The following is a 15,197-nucleotide window of genomic DNA, read 5'->3' as shown; positions in this document are numbered from 1 at the left end:
TATGACAAGGGGTTAATTTTAATAACTAATAAATTATTCAGATTTATGTTTTGCTAGCATTGCTCTTAATCCCGCCACACCCTTTTGCCCTTTTTCTTGCTTCTCTTCTGCACTTAACGCTTTCTTTTTATTAGTATCCCAATTTAAATCATCTTGAGGTAATTCATACAGAAAACGACTTGGATCTGGTCGAATTAATTCGCCATATTGACGTCTTTCTTTGCATAATGTAAACGTGAGTGTTTTTTGTGCACGAGTAATGCCCACATAAGCAAGGCGTCGCTCTTCTTCAACATTATCTTCATCAATACTGCTTTGATGTGGCAATATACCTTCTTCCATTCCCACTAAAAAAACATGTGGAAACTCAAGACCTTTAGAGGCATGCAATGTCATTAACTGAACCTGATCTAGCTCTTCTTCTGTTTCACCGCGCTCCATCATATCGCGCAGAGTAAAGCGGTTAACCACTTGAGAAAGAGTCATAGGTTCATGTAATTCATTACCTTCTAGCATTTCACTCATCCATGAGAATAGCTGATTAATATTTTTCATCCTCATTTCTGCAGCTTTTGCACTACTTGAGGTTTCATATAACCAACTTTCATAATCCATTTCATGCAATAAATCGCGCACAGCCAGCAGTGGCTCTCGTTCCGATTTTTGCACTATACGTGACATCCATTGTGAGAATGCTTGTAATGAATTTAAACCTCGTCCAGTTAGCGTTTGGCTTAACCCTAAATCAAAACAGGCATTGTATAAGCTTTTATCTCGAATTTTTGCCCATTCACCTAATTTTTGGATTGTTATTGGTCCAATTTCACGACGAGGTTTATTCACAATACGTAAAAATGCCGCATCATCATCAGGATTAGTAATGACTCGCAAATAAGCAAGAATATCTTTTATTTCCTCTCGTGAGAAAAAGGAGGTTTCCCCTGAAATACGATAAGGAATGCGATTTTGCATCAGATATTTTTCAAAAACACGAGACTGATGGTTACCACGATAAAGTATCGCGTAATCTTTATAATTCGTTTTATTAATAAAATGGTGGGCAATTAATTCACCCGCTACACGCTCTGCTTCATGCTCTTCATTATTTGCCGTTAAAACTCGCAGTTCATCACCATAACCTAATTCAGAAAATAATCGTTTTTCAAAAACATGAGGGTTATTTTCAATCAATATATTCGCTGATTTTAAAATGCGCCCTGAAGATCGATAATTTTGCTCAAGTTTGATTACATTGAGTTGTGGAAAGTCTTTTTGTAACAACACGAGATTTTGAGGGCGAGCACCACGCCATGAATAAATGGATTGATCATCATCACCTACAACGGTAAAACGAGCCCTTTCGCCTACCAACCACTTTACCAATTCATATTGGCTTGTATTGGTATCTTGATATTCATCCACCAACAAATAGCGGATGCGTCTTTGCCAGCGCTCTCTGACTTCTTCATTTGTGCGCAATAATAGGGTTGGTCGGCTAATTAAGTCATCAAAATCGAGCACATTACAGCTACGCAGATGTTGTTCATAACGTCGAAAGCATTCGGCAAAAGTATGGTCTTGTTGCGATCTCGCCATTCCAATTGCTTGTTCTGGCGTGAGCATATCGTTTTTCCAGTTAGAGATTTGGCTCTTTAACTGAGAAAGTAAATCTTTATCTTCTTCTAATAAATCTACTGTTAATTCTTTGAGTAGTGCAGACTGGTCTTGATCGTCAAATAATGAAAATTTAGCTTTAATCCCTAACGCTTTATATTCGCGTTTAATAATTTCCAATCCCAATGTATGGAACGTTGAGATCATCAATCCCTTCGCTTCTTGGCGCCCTAATGTTTGAGCAACACGCTCTTTCATTTCACGCGCAGCTTTATTGGTAAAAGTAACCGCCGCAATCTGTTTTGCGGGATATTGGCATTGACGAATAAGGTGTGCAATTTTATTAGTAATAACCCGTGTTTTACCCGACCCTGCGCCAGCCAAGACCAAACAAGGACCTGACACATATTCAACTGCTTTTTGCTGACCGGGATTTAATCGCATACTTTTTCCAAACTTCATTAACCAAGAACATAACGGGGGATAATTGTAGCAGAAACCAGCCAAAGTCTTGAGTATTCCCCCTTTCAATTTTCCTTAAACTATAAAAACGAAAAATCGTACTCCATGAAGAAATACGGTTTCAATAAAATTTAATCTTTATTTTCTGCTTATTTTTCTAAGCTATTTACGTGAGAAGAAGGCGGCAAAGGAGGTTATCCCAAGGAGCATACATCAGTATGTGACTTGGGTAACCGAGTGTAGCCAACGCACTTATCGCGTAAATAACGACGAAAAATCAATCAGTATGTGCCTTGGGTAACAGAGCGAAGCCAACGCACTTATCGCGTAAAGAGTGACGAAAAATCAGAAAATTAGTTGGCGACGGCAATCTTCTTCATATCCGTCATATACCCGCGCAACGTTTTACCTACGGCTTCAATTGGGTGCTGACGAATTGCTTCATTGATATCACGTAATTGTGCGTTATCTGTTCCATTATCTTGAACTTTTTTCGCTAAATCACCAGATTGCAATGTTGTCATAAACTCTTTCAGCATAGGAACAACAGCGAATGAGAACAGATAGTTACCGTATTCTGCGGTATCAGAGATAACCACGTTCATTTCATATAAACGCTTACGAGCAATGGTATTTGCGATTAATGGCAACTCATGCAGTGATTCATAATATGCTGATTCAGCAAAAATACCTGCTTCAATCATCGTATCAAAGGCTAATTCAACACCGGCTTTAACCATCGCAACCATTAATACTCCGTGATCAAAGTACTCTTGCTCGCTGATTTTTCCCTCATATTCAGGGTAATTTTCAAAAGCACTCGCTCCGGTCTCTTCACGCCATGTCAGCAAGTTTTTATCATCATTTGCCCAGTCAGCCATCATTGTCTCAGAGAATTTCCCTGAAATGATGTCATCCATATGTTTAGCAAACAGCGGAGCCATGATCTCTTTCAATTGTTCTGATAATGCATAGGCACGCATTTTTGCTGGATTAGATAATCTGTCCATCATCAAGGTGATACCACCTTGCTTCAAGGCTTCCGTAATGGTTTCCCAACCAAACTGAATTAGCTTACCTGCATAACCTGGCTCTACGCCATCAGCAACCATTTTGTCGTAACATAACAGTGAGCCTGCTTGTAACATACCGCACAGAATTGTTTGCTCACCCATTAAATCTGATTTTACTTCAGCAACAAAAGAAGACTCTAAAACGCCGGCACGATGTCCACCAGTTGCCGCGGCCCATGCTTTAGCAATAGCCATACCTTCACCTTTTGCATCGTTCTCTGGGTGAACAGCAATCAATGTTGGAACACCAAAGCCACGCTTATATTCTTCACGAACTTCGGTACCTGGACATTTCGGTGCAACCATAACAACGGTAATGTCATCACGAATTTTTTCGCCCACTTCAACGATATTAAAACCATGAGAATAGCCTAATGCTGCACCTGATTTCATCAATGGTTGAACCGCTTGAACAACCGCTGAGTGTTGTTTGTCTGGCGTTAAGTTAACGACTAAATCTGCTTGTGGGATCAGTGCTTCATAGGTTCCAACTTCAAAACCATTTTCAGTCGCACGACGCCATGATGCACGTTTTTCATTAATTGCTTCTTGGCGTAATGCATAGGCGATATTCAAGCCAGAATCACGCATATTTAAACCTTGGTTAAGGCCTTGAGCGCCACAACCAACGATAACGACTTTTTTGCCTTTCAGGTAATTTGCTTCATCAGCAAATTCTTCACGTGACATAAAGCGACATTTACCTAATTGCGACAACTGCTGACGCAGATTCAATGTATTAAAATAATTTGCCATAGAAGACTCCAAAATCGTTGTGTATGTGTTTGCTATTATTATCCTCACTCTCTGTGAGGTGTTGCATGACTTTACTATAGGGGATGAAAGCCGTTGCTTAAATTGATATATTTACAAGATAGTGTTGCAAAAAATGCAACGTTCTTTTTTATCACATGAGTGCCTGACAATGGATATTCGTGATCTCAAGCTCTTTGTACATTTAGCGGAAAGCTGTCATTTCACCAAGACTGCACAAGCAATGCACGTCAGCCCTTCTACACTATCTCGTCAAATTCAACGCCTTGAGGAAAGCTTAGGCCATCCACTATTTTTACGTGACAACCGACAAGTCACCCTTACTGATGCTGGCGAACAATTAAAGCGCTATGCCCAACAAACCTTATTGCAATATAAGCAACTTAAACACACGCTAAATCAAAATAGCCCCAGCCTTTCTGGTGAGTTACGCCTATTCTGTTCTGTGACTGCCGCTTACAGTCATTTACCTCCTATTCTTGATCGTTTTCGAGCTGAAAACCCATTAGTCGAAATAAAACTCACGACAGGTGATGCGGCTGATGCGGTCGATAAAGTGCAATCTGATGAAGCGGATTTAGGTATCGCGGGTAAACCAGACAAACTTCCTGAAAATATCTGTTTTGAAAAAATAGGTGAAATCCCATTAGTGCTGATTGCACCAGCACTACCTTGCAATGTTCGCCATCTTGCAACTCAAGAGAAACCAGATTGGCTCAATATTCCGTTTATCATTCCTGAACATGGCCCATCAAGACAACGGATCGCACTATGGTTTAAGCGCCATCGTATCCATAATCCCTCAATTTATGCGACGGTTTCGGGACATGAAGCAATTGTTTCAATGGTTGCATTAGGTTGTGGTATTGCACTTATCCCTCAGGTTGTCGTTGATAACTGTCCTGAACCTGTACGTAATCGCATCTCTTCACTTGATAATATTTCAATGGTAGAACCTTTTGAATTGGGCGTTTGCACATTACACAAACGCCTTCAAGAACCTGTTATCAGTGCTTTTTGGCGACTACTCCACGACTAAACTTGCTGGTTGCGGTGACAAGAATAATTGAAAAGAAGGGTTTCCTGTTTCATCATGATACTCATAACCCAAGTCATCTAAATGTCGCTCAAAACGCTCTTCCGTTTCAGGGAGTTCAAATGCCACCAGCACACGTCCATAATCCGTACCATGGCTACGATAATGAAATAAGGTAATATTCCAATAAGTCCCTAATGTTTTTAGAAACTTCATTAAAGCGCCCGGAGATTCTGGAAATTCAAAGCTAAACAGGCGCTCTTTAAGTGGTTTATTCGGACGCCCACCAACCATATAACGCACATGCAATTTTGCCATTTCATCATCAGATAAATCAGCAACTTGATAACCCGCTACCGTGAGTTCACGTAAAATTTCTTTGCGTTCTTGTAACCCTTGGCTTAACCGTACACCGACAAAAATACGTGCATTTTCGGGATCAGCATCGCTATAACGATAATTAAACTCAGTAACAACCCGTTGACCTAAGATTTGACAAAAACGTAAGAAACTCCCTTTCTGTTCAGGAATAGTCACCGCTAATAGCGCTTCACGTTTTTCACCGAGCTCACAGCGTTCAGAAACATAGCGTAAACCATGAAAATTCACATTTGCACCAGAAAGAACATGCGCAAGACGCTCACCTTTGATTTGGTGTTCTTCTACATATTTTTTGAGCCCAGCTAATGCCAATGCACCTGAAGGCTCTGCAATCGCACGTACATCTTCAAATAAATCTTTTACTGCGGCACAAATTGCATCGCTATCCACAGTAATAACATCATCAACATATTTTTGGCATAAACGAAACGTTTCATCACCAATACGCTTGACCGCAACACCTTCAGCAAATAATCCAACTCTTGCTAATTCAACGGGATGCCCTACTTCTAAAGCAGCTTTTAAGCATGCAGCTTCTTCAGCTTCAACACCTATTACTTTAATCTCTGGCATAAGCTGTTTGATTAATACGGCGACACCTGCAATTAAGCCACCGCCACCAACAGGCACAAAAATTCGATCAAGATGAACATCTTGTTGTAAAAGCTCCATCGCCAATGTCGCTTGCCCAGCAATTACAGCAGGATGATCAAAAGGCGGCACAAAGGTGTATCCCATCTCTTCTGATAGCGCGATAGCTTTTGCTTTTGCTTCATCAAAATTAGCCCCATAAAGCAAAGCTTCTCCACCAAATTGGCGAACAGCATCAACTTTGATATCTGCTGTTGCCACTGGCATCACAATGAGAGCTTTTACTCCCATTCGATTGGCTGACAATGCAACACCTTGCGCGTGGTTCCCCGCTGACGCCGTCACGACACCTTTTTCTTTTTGCTCAGGAGTCAGTCCCGCTATCATGGTATAAGCACCACGTAATTTAAAGCTATGAACTGGTTGTCTGTCTTCTCGCTTAACTAAAATAATATTTTCTAAACGTTCAGAGATTTTTGTCATCTCTTGAAGCGGGGTTACTATTGCGGCTTCATAAACGGGTGCGCTCAGCGCCGCTTTTAAATATTCAGCGCTACTTGGCGCTGAATTTAAAGGTCTAAAGGCAGCCATTTTTTAGCCCCCTAATTTAGATTTATCACGCACCGCGCCTTTATCGGCACTAGTGGCTAAAGAGGCGTAAGCACGTAAGGCAAATGAAACTTGGCGCTGTCTATTTTGTGGTGTCCATGCTTTATCACCACGGGCATTTTGTGCATCACGACGAGCTGATAACGTTTTATCATCTACCTTTAATGAGATTTCTCGGGTTGGAATATTGATAGAGACAATATCACCTTCTTCCACTAAACCAATTACTCCACCATTTGCCGCTTCAGGTGAAACATGCCCGATAGATAAACCAGATGTGCCACCAGAGAAACGTCCATCAGTGATAAGAGCACAAGCTTTCCCTAATCCCATTGATTTTAAATAAGAGGTTGGGTACAACATCTCTTGCATTCCAGGGCCACCTTTAGGGCCTTCATAGCGAATAATTACCACATCGCCAGCAACTACTTTTCCACCTAAAATGGCCTCTACCGCATCATCTTGGCTTTCATATACTTTTGCGGGGCCACTAAAGACCAAGTTATCTTCATCAACACCCGCTGTTTTAACGATACAACCATCTTCCGCTAAATTACCAGATAACACCGCCAATCCACCATCTTGGCTATAAGCATGTTCTTTACTACGGATACATCCGTTTTCACGATCAGTATCTAAGGTTGGCCAACGACAATTTTGAGAAAATGCTTTCGTTGTACGAATACCTGCTGGGCCTGCTTGGAACATTGATTTTACTTGTTCATCTTGTGTTAACATTACATCATATTGTGCTAACGTTTCTGGCAAGCTTAATCCTAAGATATTACCCACATTGCGGTTGAGTAATCCGGCTCTGTCCAATTCACCTAAAATACCCATAACTCCACCTGCACGGTGAACATCTTCCATATGATATTTTTGTGTACTTGGAGCTACTTTGCATAAATGAGGTACTTGGCGAGAAAGCCTGTCGATATCTTCCATAGTGAAATCAACTTCACCTTCTTGAGCCGCTGCTAATAAATGCAGAACCGTATTTGTCGAGCCGCCCATTGCGATATCTAAGATCATTGCATTTTCGAAGGCTTCTTTTTTGGCAATATTGCGTGGTAATGCAGATTCATCATCTTTTTCATAATAGCGTTTGGTTAATTCAACAATACGCTTACCCGCATTAATAAATAGTGTTTCACGATCAGCATGTGTTGCAAGTAATGAGCCATTTCCCGGTTGAGATAATCCCAGAGCTTCAGTTAAACAGTTCATGGAATTTGCAGTAAACATACCCGAACACGATCCACACGTTGGGCAAGCTGATCGTTCAATTTGTTCACTATCAGCATCACTGACATTTGGGTTTGCGCCTTGGATCATGGCATCAACCAGATCTAATTTGATCAGTTGGTCTGAAAGCTTCGTTTTTCCCGCTTCCATAGGGCCACCAGAAACAAAAATAACCGGAATATTTAAACGTAAAGACGCCATTAACATTCCTGGGGTGATCTTGTCGCAGTTTGAGATACACACCATTGCATCAGCACAGTGCGCATTAACCATATACTCAACAGAATCAGCAATAAGCTCACGCGATGGTAAAGAATAGAGCATTCCACCGTGCCCCATTGCAATGCCATCATCAACCGCAATGGTATTAAATTCTTTAGCGACACCACCAGCGGCTTCAATTTGCTCAGCAACGAGTTTTCCTAAATCCCGCAGATGCACATGACCCGGTACAAATTGCGTAAATGAGTTCACAACTGCGATAATGGGTTTACCAAAATCAGCATCAGTCATTCCTGTTGCACGCCATAAGGCACGGGCTCCAGCCATATTACGACCGTGTGTCGTTGTTGCTGAACGGTATTTAGGCATTTTTCACACTCCTGCGATAAAGAAAGCGAGTAGGGAACGATCTACCCGCTAAACAAATTTATTTGATTATGTTTATGAATTGATTGGATCTAACCAGCCGTATTTATCTTCTGTTTCACCCGTAAACAGACCAAAGAAGGCTTTTTGAATTGCTTTGGTCACAGGACCACAACGTCCGATACCTACTTGAATACCATCAACGCTACGTACTGGTGTTATCTCTGCGGCTGTGCCTGACATAAAGACTTCGTCTGCAAGATAAAGTGATTCACGAGAAAGCACTTGTTCACGCACTTCATAACCTAGATCTTTTGCTAATTTGATGATGGCATCACGCGTGATCCCTGGCAGTGCTGATGAAGTAAATGGAGGTGTAAAAATAACACCATCTTTTACTTCAAATAAGTTTTCACCTGCACCTTCTGATAAATAGCCATGAACATCTAATGCTATTCCTTCTTGATAGCCATGACGACGCGCTTCACTTCCCACTAATAATGATGATAAATAGTTCCCACCAGCTTTTGCTGCGGTTGGAATAGTGTTTGGTGCCGCACGATGCCAAGAAGAAACCATCGCATCGATACCTTTATCTAAAGCCTCTTCACCAAGATAGGCTCCCCAAGGGAATGCAGCGATAATCACATCCGTTTTATAACCTGCTGGCGGATTAACTCCCATACCGACATCGCCAATAAAAACTAATGGACGAATATAAGCACTGACTAATTTGTTTTTACGTAAAGTTGTGCGACATGCTTCCATTAATTCGTCAACACTTTGCTCAACTGGCATACGATAAATTTTTGCCGAATCATGTAAACGTTGCATGTGTTCACGATGGCGAAAAACCACTGGTCCTTTATGAGAATCATAACAACGCACACCTTCAAACACAGAAGTTCCATAATGTAATGCGTGAGACATAACGTGCACTTTTGCCTCAGCCCATGGAACCATTTCACCGTTAAACCAAATATAATCAGCTTGCTTTGTCATTCTTTTATCCTTACATGGCACTGAGTGCATTCATGAACCGTAATTTTTCTTTTTGTTGATGTGATACTTGAATACCTGCAACATCAGCTAATTTTGTTAACTGGCTGCATAAAAGTTCTAATGGTCGCTGGCTGCTTACAGTCAGGCTTAAATTGATATTATTACTTTCCGTGATATTCATGTTCATTGAGCATATATGAAAACCACGATGGCGGATAACTCTCAGGATACGTTCTAAGATCTCTGGACAAAAACGGGCTTCAATTGTGATATTGTGTTGGTTCATTTTGATTTCTCCATCATCTCATCATTACTTGCGCCCGGCGGAACTAAAGGCCAGACATTTTCAGCGTCATCGATAGATACCTGTAGTAAATAAGGGCCATCGCTCTCTAATAAACATGTAATAGCATCAGCAACCTGTGCTTTTTCTGTGATACGTTGCCCCGGAATATCAAATGCTTTTGCCAAGGCAACAAAATCTGGATTATCCGTTAAAATTGTTTCGCTATAACGTTGTTCAAAAAATAGTTCTTGCCATTGGCGAACCATACCAAGACGTTGGTTATCTAATAACACCAGTTTGATTGGTAATTGTTTACGTTTGATTGTGCCCAGTTCCTGCACATTCATCATAAAAGAACCATCACCTGAGACGCAGATAACACAAGCATCAGGTCTAGCAATTTGAGCACCAACAGCAGCTGGGATACCAAACCCCATGGTGCCTAAACCACTTGAGGTAATAAAATTTTCAGGTGCATCAAATGCCATATGTTGCGCCGACCACATTTGATGCTGGCCAACATCTGTTGTCACAACAGTATTTTTAGGTTTGGCATCTGATAATTGTTTTAATAACAAAGGGGCATAAATTGCAGAACCCGGATGATCATAACGCCAAGCATGTTCTGTTTTTAATTCTTGTACTTCTTGTTGCCAAGATGCGATAGATAATGACTGAGACAATACAGGCAACAACCCCTTAGCATCCCCCAATAACGCAACATGCGCCTGTTTCAATTTATTTAATTCTGCATGATCGATATCGATATGGATAACCTTGGCATTAGGCGCAAAAGTATTTAATCGCCCCGTGACACGATCATCAAAACGCGCACCAACAGCAATTAATAAATCACTACGCTGAACTGCATAATTTGCCGCTTTAGTGCCATGCATGCCTAACATACCTAAATAATTATCATCTAACGCATCAGCACAGCCCAACCCTTTTAACGTAGAAACAACAGGTATTTCGGTTTGTTTCACAAACTCTCTTAATGCATCCACTGCATTGCTCATGGCAACACCTCCACCTACATACAAAATAGGTTTTTGTGCCTGTGCTAACATCTGTTTAGCTTGTGCTAACTCTTGTGTTGGATAAGGAAATTCTTGTTCCTCAGGTAATTCATAACTTGATAAATGGGAAGCATCAGCTAATTGAACATCTTTCGGGATATCAATTAAAACAGGGCCAGGACGCCCTTGAGAGGCTATAGAAAATGCCTCTGATAATACTCTTGGTAATTCATCCACAGATGAGACTAAAAAACTGTGTTTAGTACATGCCAACGAAAGACCTAAAACATCAATCTCTTGAAATGCATCAGTCCCAATTAAATCAGAGGCAACTTGCCCTGTAATAGCAACAACAGGCACAGAGTCTAACAATGCATCAGCAAGTCCAGTGATAACATTAGTAGCGCCTGGGCCTGATGTCGCAATACAAACACCCGTTGTACCTGTAGAACGGGCGAAACCGATAGCAGCAATGGCAGCACCTTGCTCATGACGACATAAAATATGTTCAATACCGCCATCATAGAGTGCGTCATAAACAGGCATAATCGCACCACCAGGATAACCAAAGACGGTTTCAACTTGCTGTTTTCGTAATGCCTGTACTAACCACTGTGCTCCATTCATCCTCTCACCCTACCATCTTAACTTCTTGTTTAATTTGAATTTATTTTCTATTTAATCTCTTTTTCAAACTCAGGCTCAAAAAAAACCCCCGCGCCTTTCGGTGCGGGGGTTTTTAAGAGATCCGGCTAGTTTAGTTAGCCTTTCTTCGTCCTAGTGCAGCCCCGCACGGTGGGTTAATAATCACCACCACGCTGACAATAATTAGGCTAATCACTAGGACGATAGTATTCATAGTTTTATAACTTCTTTTCTTATTAAAAATGTATGTTTGTTGTGTTTTCTTTCACTCTGTCCTTTTAGAGTTATCATGATATTTTAGTATTGACAACGTTTATTTTAAAAATAATCTCAACATAATGATTTTTATGAATATTTTTATAAACCAAACACCCATCAGACTATTAACCTTTAAATTATTAATTTATTAGTGATTAATGCTGTTGTTATTGCTGGTATTTTATTTTTTTAATTATTGAATTTTTTTATTTGAACTTAGATGATAAATATATATTTAATTAATTTTATATTACTTTAAATAATTATATCTGAATTTATATTTTTATTATATTTCAATACGTTATTTTATTTTAGAGATATCTCGCATTTATTTAACACTCCATTTAACACACAAGAAAAAATAAATTAAAAAGATTAAAAATAATGGAGAATAAAAAATGGCATTGGCAATAATATATACTCGAGCTTCTTTAGGAATTTCAGCACCACTTATTACGATTGAAGCACATATTAGTCAAGGATTACCCGGATTAACATTAGTGGGCTTGCCTGAGACAGTCGTTAAAGAAGCAAAAGACAGAGTAAGAAGCGCATTAATTAATAGTGGATATATTTATCCAGCAAAAAGAATAACAATTAACCTTTCGCCTGCCGATTTACCCAAAGAAGGGGCGCGTTATGATCTACCTATTGCACTTGCAATATTAATTGCATCAGAGCAATTAACCTCAAATAAATTAGAACGTTATGAGTTTATTGGAGAGCTTGCACTTTCAGGTAAGCTTCAACGAGTAAACGCTATTATTCCTTCCGTACTTAGCGCTTCAAAAGATCATCGAATATGTATTGTATCAATAGAACATCAAACGGAAGTTTCATTATTACCAAATAGATCTGCTTTATTAGCCTCTCATCTTTTAGAAATTTGTCATCATCTAGAAAATAATACGCCATTAATTGAAGCGGAAGAATTTATTATTAATGACGCAATTGAAAATCAAGATAATAAAGATATGAGCGATATAATTGGTCAGAATAATGCAAAAAGAGCTGCAGAAATTACAGCAGCAGGAAATCACAACATTTTATTTCTTGGCCCGCCTGGAACTGGGAAAACAATGTTAGCACAAAGAATAAGTACGCTTCTCCCTCCTTTAACCCCCAAAGAAGCACTTGATGTCTTGGTCATTAGTAGTTTAAGAGGAATTACATTTAATGAACGAAAATGGCCCTTAAGACCTTTTAGAGCACCGCATCATACTTCATCTGCGGTTGCTTTAACGGGAGGTGGAACACTTCCTAAACCAGGAGAAATTACCTTAGCACATCATGGGATCTTGTTTTTAGATGAATTGCCAGAGTTTGAACGCCGTGTACTGGACGCATTACGTGAGCCACTCGATGCGAGAGAGATTACTATTTCACGAGCCAAAGCCAAAATAAGCTATCCAGCAAATGTTTTACTGATAGGTGCATTAAATCCAAGCCCAACAGGACACTATCAAGGTAATCATAATCGAGCACCAATAAAACAGATATTACGCTATTTAAGCAAGGTTTCTGGGCCTTTTCTAGATAGATTTGATTTATCTGTCGAGATGCCCCTTCTTCCTCAAGGCGCACTGATTCATCCTTCATTTGAGACAGAAAATAGCATGACAATTAGAGCCCGAGTTTTAAAAGCAAGAGAACGGCAATTTTTACGGTGCGGAAAAGTGAATACTTACCTAACAGGGAAAGAAATTGAATGCTATTGCTCATTAAATACCAGTGATGCCACTTTTCTCGAGGATACACTCAATAAATTAGGATTATCTATACGCGCATGGCATAAAATCTTAAGAGTATCGAGAACAATTGCAGATCTTGCTGATGAAGAGAAAATACAGAGAAATCATTTAATTGAAGCATTAAGCTTTCGCGCAATGGATAGATTAATGATCTATTTACAAAAGCAATTAGATGGATAAATAAAAAGGAGCGAAAAAACGCTCCTTTTTACTAAAACTAATGATATTAATCATCAGAGTCGGTATAGTCATCAGATGGATCGAGCTGTGGCTTTCCACCCGATAATGTATGAAAACGTTTTGGACGACTTATACGACTGGTATATTTCTTCCAAATTTTTTCTTCAACCGTTGCTGCTTCTCGTTCGCCACGACACATGGCAACAAATAATTTTTCCGTTTCAGTTGTAGGCTCTCGTTTACCTAAATCAAGTTCATTAAAGGCTTGACCATGACGTTCCAATATCTGGGATTCCTTGATAGTGAAATCGCCATGACGAGAAAAACCACGCGGATAATGTTTATTGTCAAAAAAACGATTAGTCGTGATAAAACTTTCTGCCATCTGACACACTCCTAATTCTCTATCGTCATACTTATGGCGCGGAGTATTAGATAGTCATGCGGTTCTGTAAAACAAAATATTTAAATCGTAACGACAAATTTTTTTGGAGATAGATGTGGATACCGAATTACTGAAAACCTTTTTGGAAGTCAGTAAGACTAGACACTTTGGCCGAGCCGCTGAATCTCTTTATTTAACGCAATCTGCGGTTAGTTTTAGAATACGGCAATTAGAAACACAATTAGGCACAAATCTGTTTACCCGCCACCGCAATAATATCCGCCTCACTGTTGCTGGTGAAAGGCTTATTCCTTATGCTGAATCGTTAATGAATACTTGGCTTTTAGCTAAAAAAGAAATTAGCCATGCATCTCAACATTCTGAGTTATCAATTGGCGCCACAGCATCACTCTGGGAAGCTTATCTAACATCTTGGTTACAGGAATCTTATCTAGAAAGAAAAGAGCTCAGAATCGAATCTAGAGTCTCTACGAGGCAATCTCTTGTAAAACAACTTCATGCAAGAGAACTTGATCTTCTTTTTACAACTGAAGCACCCAAGATGGATGAATTAGAAAGCAAAATTATTGGCGATATTACTTTTCAGTTGATGAAAATAAAATCAGATAAAACAGAAGAAATAGCACAATTTATCAAAATAGAGTGGAGTGCAGATTTTCAGTCCTTTATTCCAAATGGAATAGTGCCAAAAATTGATCCTATTTTAACCACTAATTCAGCAACTATTGCCTATCAATTAATGAAAACAACACATGCGGTTGCTTTTCTTCCCACACATTGGCGTGATCTTTATTCTGATCTTATGCCAGCCTCAACGGATATTGTTCAAAAGCCTTTATTTGCTGTTTGGCTAAATAGCAGTGATCAACAAGCATTAATACAACAACTATTAAAACAGCCTATAAACCAACAATAAAGCTTAGTTTTTTCTATAGTTATCAATAAATATCAATAGTGTCATACTGATATATTGGTATAGGGAAATGTGTTGTCAGCTTGTAGGGTAAAGCATAATAAATGCTCAGGAAGAAAGATTTATAGGATAACAGATAACAAAAAGCCCAGTTAATTAACTGGGCTACAAAGAAGTATAAATTTTGTTATTACTTAATTGGTAACTGGCAGGGGCGGAGAGGCTCGAACTCCCAACACCCGGTTTTGGAGACCGGTGCTCTACCAATTGAACTACGCCCCTAAATAGTTGGCGGAACGGACGGGACTCGAACCCGCGACCCCCTGCGTGACAGGCAGGTATTCTAACCAACTGAACTACCGCT

Annotated in this window: 12 protein-coding genes and 1 tRNA gene; 3 read left to right on the top strand and 10 right to left on the bottom strand. The window is 39.7% G+C overall.

What is annotated here, in order from left to right; translation table 11 throughout:
* Positions 1-33: 33 nt before the first annotated feature.
* Together rep and ilvC are read right to left on the bottom strand one after the other, a co-directional pair.
* A complete protein-coding gene (gene rep, locus ABN217_RS17345) occupies positions 34-2,058 on the bottom strand; it encodes a DNA helicase Rep (RefSeq protein ID WP_196554219.1) in 2,025 nt (674 codons plus the stop codon).
* 371 nt (positions 2,059-2,429) lie between these two features.
* Positions 2,430-3,905, bottom strand: a complete 1,476-nt coding sequence (gene ilvC, locus ABN217_RS17340; RefSeq protein ID WP_196554218.1) for a ketol-acid reductoisomerase — start codon at positions 3,903-3,905, stop codon at positions 2,430-2,432.
* A 169-nt stretch (positions 3,906-4,074) separates the two neighbouring features.
* Between ilvC and ilvY the strand changes: the two genes are divergently transcribed.
* On the top strand, positions 4,075-4,962 hold the full coding sequence (ilvY, locus tag ABN217_RS17335; protein WP_072070861.1) for an HTH-type transcriptional activator IlvY: 888 nt from the start codon (positions 4,075-4,077) through the stop codon (positions 4,960-4,962).
* Here the strand turns inward: ilvY and ilvA are convergent.
* The 6 genes from ilvA to ilvL form a co-directional block, all read right to left on the bottom strand.
* Positions 4,948-6,522: a threonine ammonia-lyase, biosynthetic gene (gene ilvA / locus ABN217_RS17330; RefSeq protein ID WP_196554217.1), complete on the bottom strand. Its 1,575-nt coding sequence runs from the start codon at positions 6,520-6,522 to the stop codon at positions 4,948-4,950. The genes ilvY and ilvA overlap by 15 nt on opposite strands.
* Before the next feature lie 3 nt (positions 6,523-6,525).
* Positions 6,526-8,376: a dihydroxy-acid dehydratase gene (ilvD, locus tag ABN217_RS17325; RefSeq protein WP_196554216.1), complete on the bottom strand. Its 1,851-nt coding sequence runs from the start codon at positions 8,374-8,376 to the stop codon at positions 6,526-6,528.
* 72 nt (positions 8,377-8,448) lie between these two features.
* Positions 8,449-9,375, bottom strand: coding sequence for a branched-chain amino acid transaminase (locus tag ABN217_RS17320; protein WP_349459693.1), 927 nt, complete (start codon positions 9,373-9,375; stop codon positions 8,449-8,451).
* Between the two features lie 10 nt (positions 9,376-9,385).
* Positions 9,386-9,661: an acetolactate synthase 2 small subunit gene (gene ilvM / locus ABN217_RS17315; protein WP_023583660.1), complete on the bottom strand. Its 276-nt coding sequence runs from the start codon at positions 9,659-9,661 to the stop codon at positions 9,386-9,388.
* Positions 9,658-11,307 carry an acetolactate synthase 2 catalytic subunit gene (gene ilvG, locus ABN217_RS17310; protein WP_349459692.1) on the bottom strand — a complete coding sequence of 550 codons (1,650 nt, stop codon included), beginning with the start codon at positions 11,305-11,307 and terminating at the stop codon, positions 9,658-9,660. Before ilvG ends, ilvM begins: the two co-directional genes overlap by 4 nt.
* A gap of 130 nt (positions 11,308-11,437) precedes the next feature.
* The gene (gene ilvL / locus ABN217_RS17305) at positions 11,438-11,539 is read right to left on the bottom strand and encodes an ilv operon leader peptide (protein ID WP_071788577.1); all 102 of its coding nucleotides are present in this window, start codon (positions 11,537-11,539) and stop codon (positions 11,438-11,440) included.
* 442 nt (positions 11,540-11,981) lie between these two features.
* Between ilvL and ABN217_RS17300 the strand changes: the two genes are divergently transcribed.
* Positions 11,982-13,514 (top strand): YifB family Mg chelatase-like AAA ATPase, encoded by a 1,533-nt coding sequence (locus ABN217_RS17300; RefSeq protein WP_197269673.1) that lies wholly within the window; start codon positions 11,982-11,984, stop codon positions 13,512-13,514.
* A 46-nt stretch (positions 13,515-13,560) separates the two neighbouring features.
* Here ABN217_RS17300 and ABN217_RS17295 read toward each other — a convergent pair whose 3' ends face one another.
* The gene (locus ABN217_RS17295; protein ID WP_072070866.1) at positions 13,561-13,899 is read right to left on the bottom strand and encodes a MaoP family protein; all 339 of its coding nucleotides are present in this window, start codon (positions 13,897-13,899) and stop codon (positions 13,561-13,563) included.
* Between the two features lie 115 nt (positions 13,900-14,014).
* On the opposite strand from ABN217_RS17295, the gene hdfR reads away from it, so the two are divergent.
* On the top strand, positions 14,015-14,836 hold the full coding sequence (gene hdfR / locus ABN217_RS17290) for an HTH-type transcriptional regulator HdfR (protein ID WP_115351255.1): 822 nt from the start codon (positions 14,015-14,017) through the stop codon (positions 14,834-14,836).
* Positions 14,837-15,039: 203 nt separating this feature from the next.
* On the opposite strand, the gene ABN217_RS17285 is transcribed toward hdfR, so the two are convergent.
* Positions 15,040-15,115 (bottom strand) — tRNA-Trp (locus ABN217_RS17285).
* Between the last annotated feature and the right edge of the window lie 82 nt (positions 15,116-15,197).

Origin of the sequence: Proteus sp. fly-1067, from assembly GCF_040139345.1 — a bacterium.
In the GTDB taxonomy this organism is placed as follows: Bacteria; Pseudomonadota; Gammaproteobacteria; order Enterobacterales; family Enterobacteriaceae; genus Proteus; species Proteus vulgaris_B.
The sequence above is the reverse complement of the archived record's forward strand: the minus strand, read 5'-3'. Positions and strand labels throughout refer to the sequence as shown.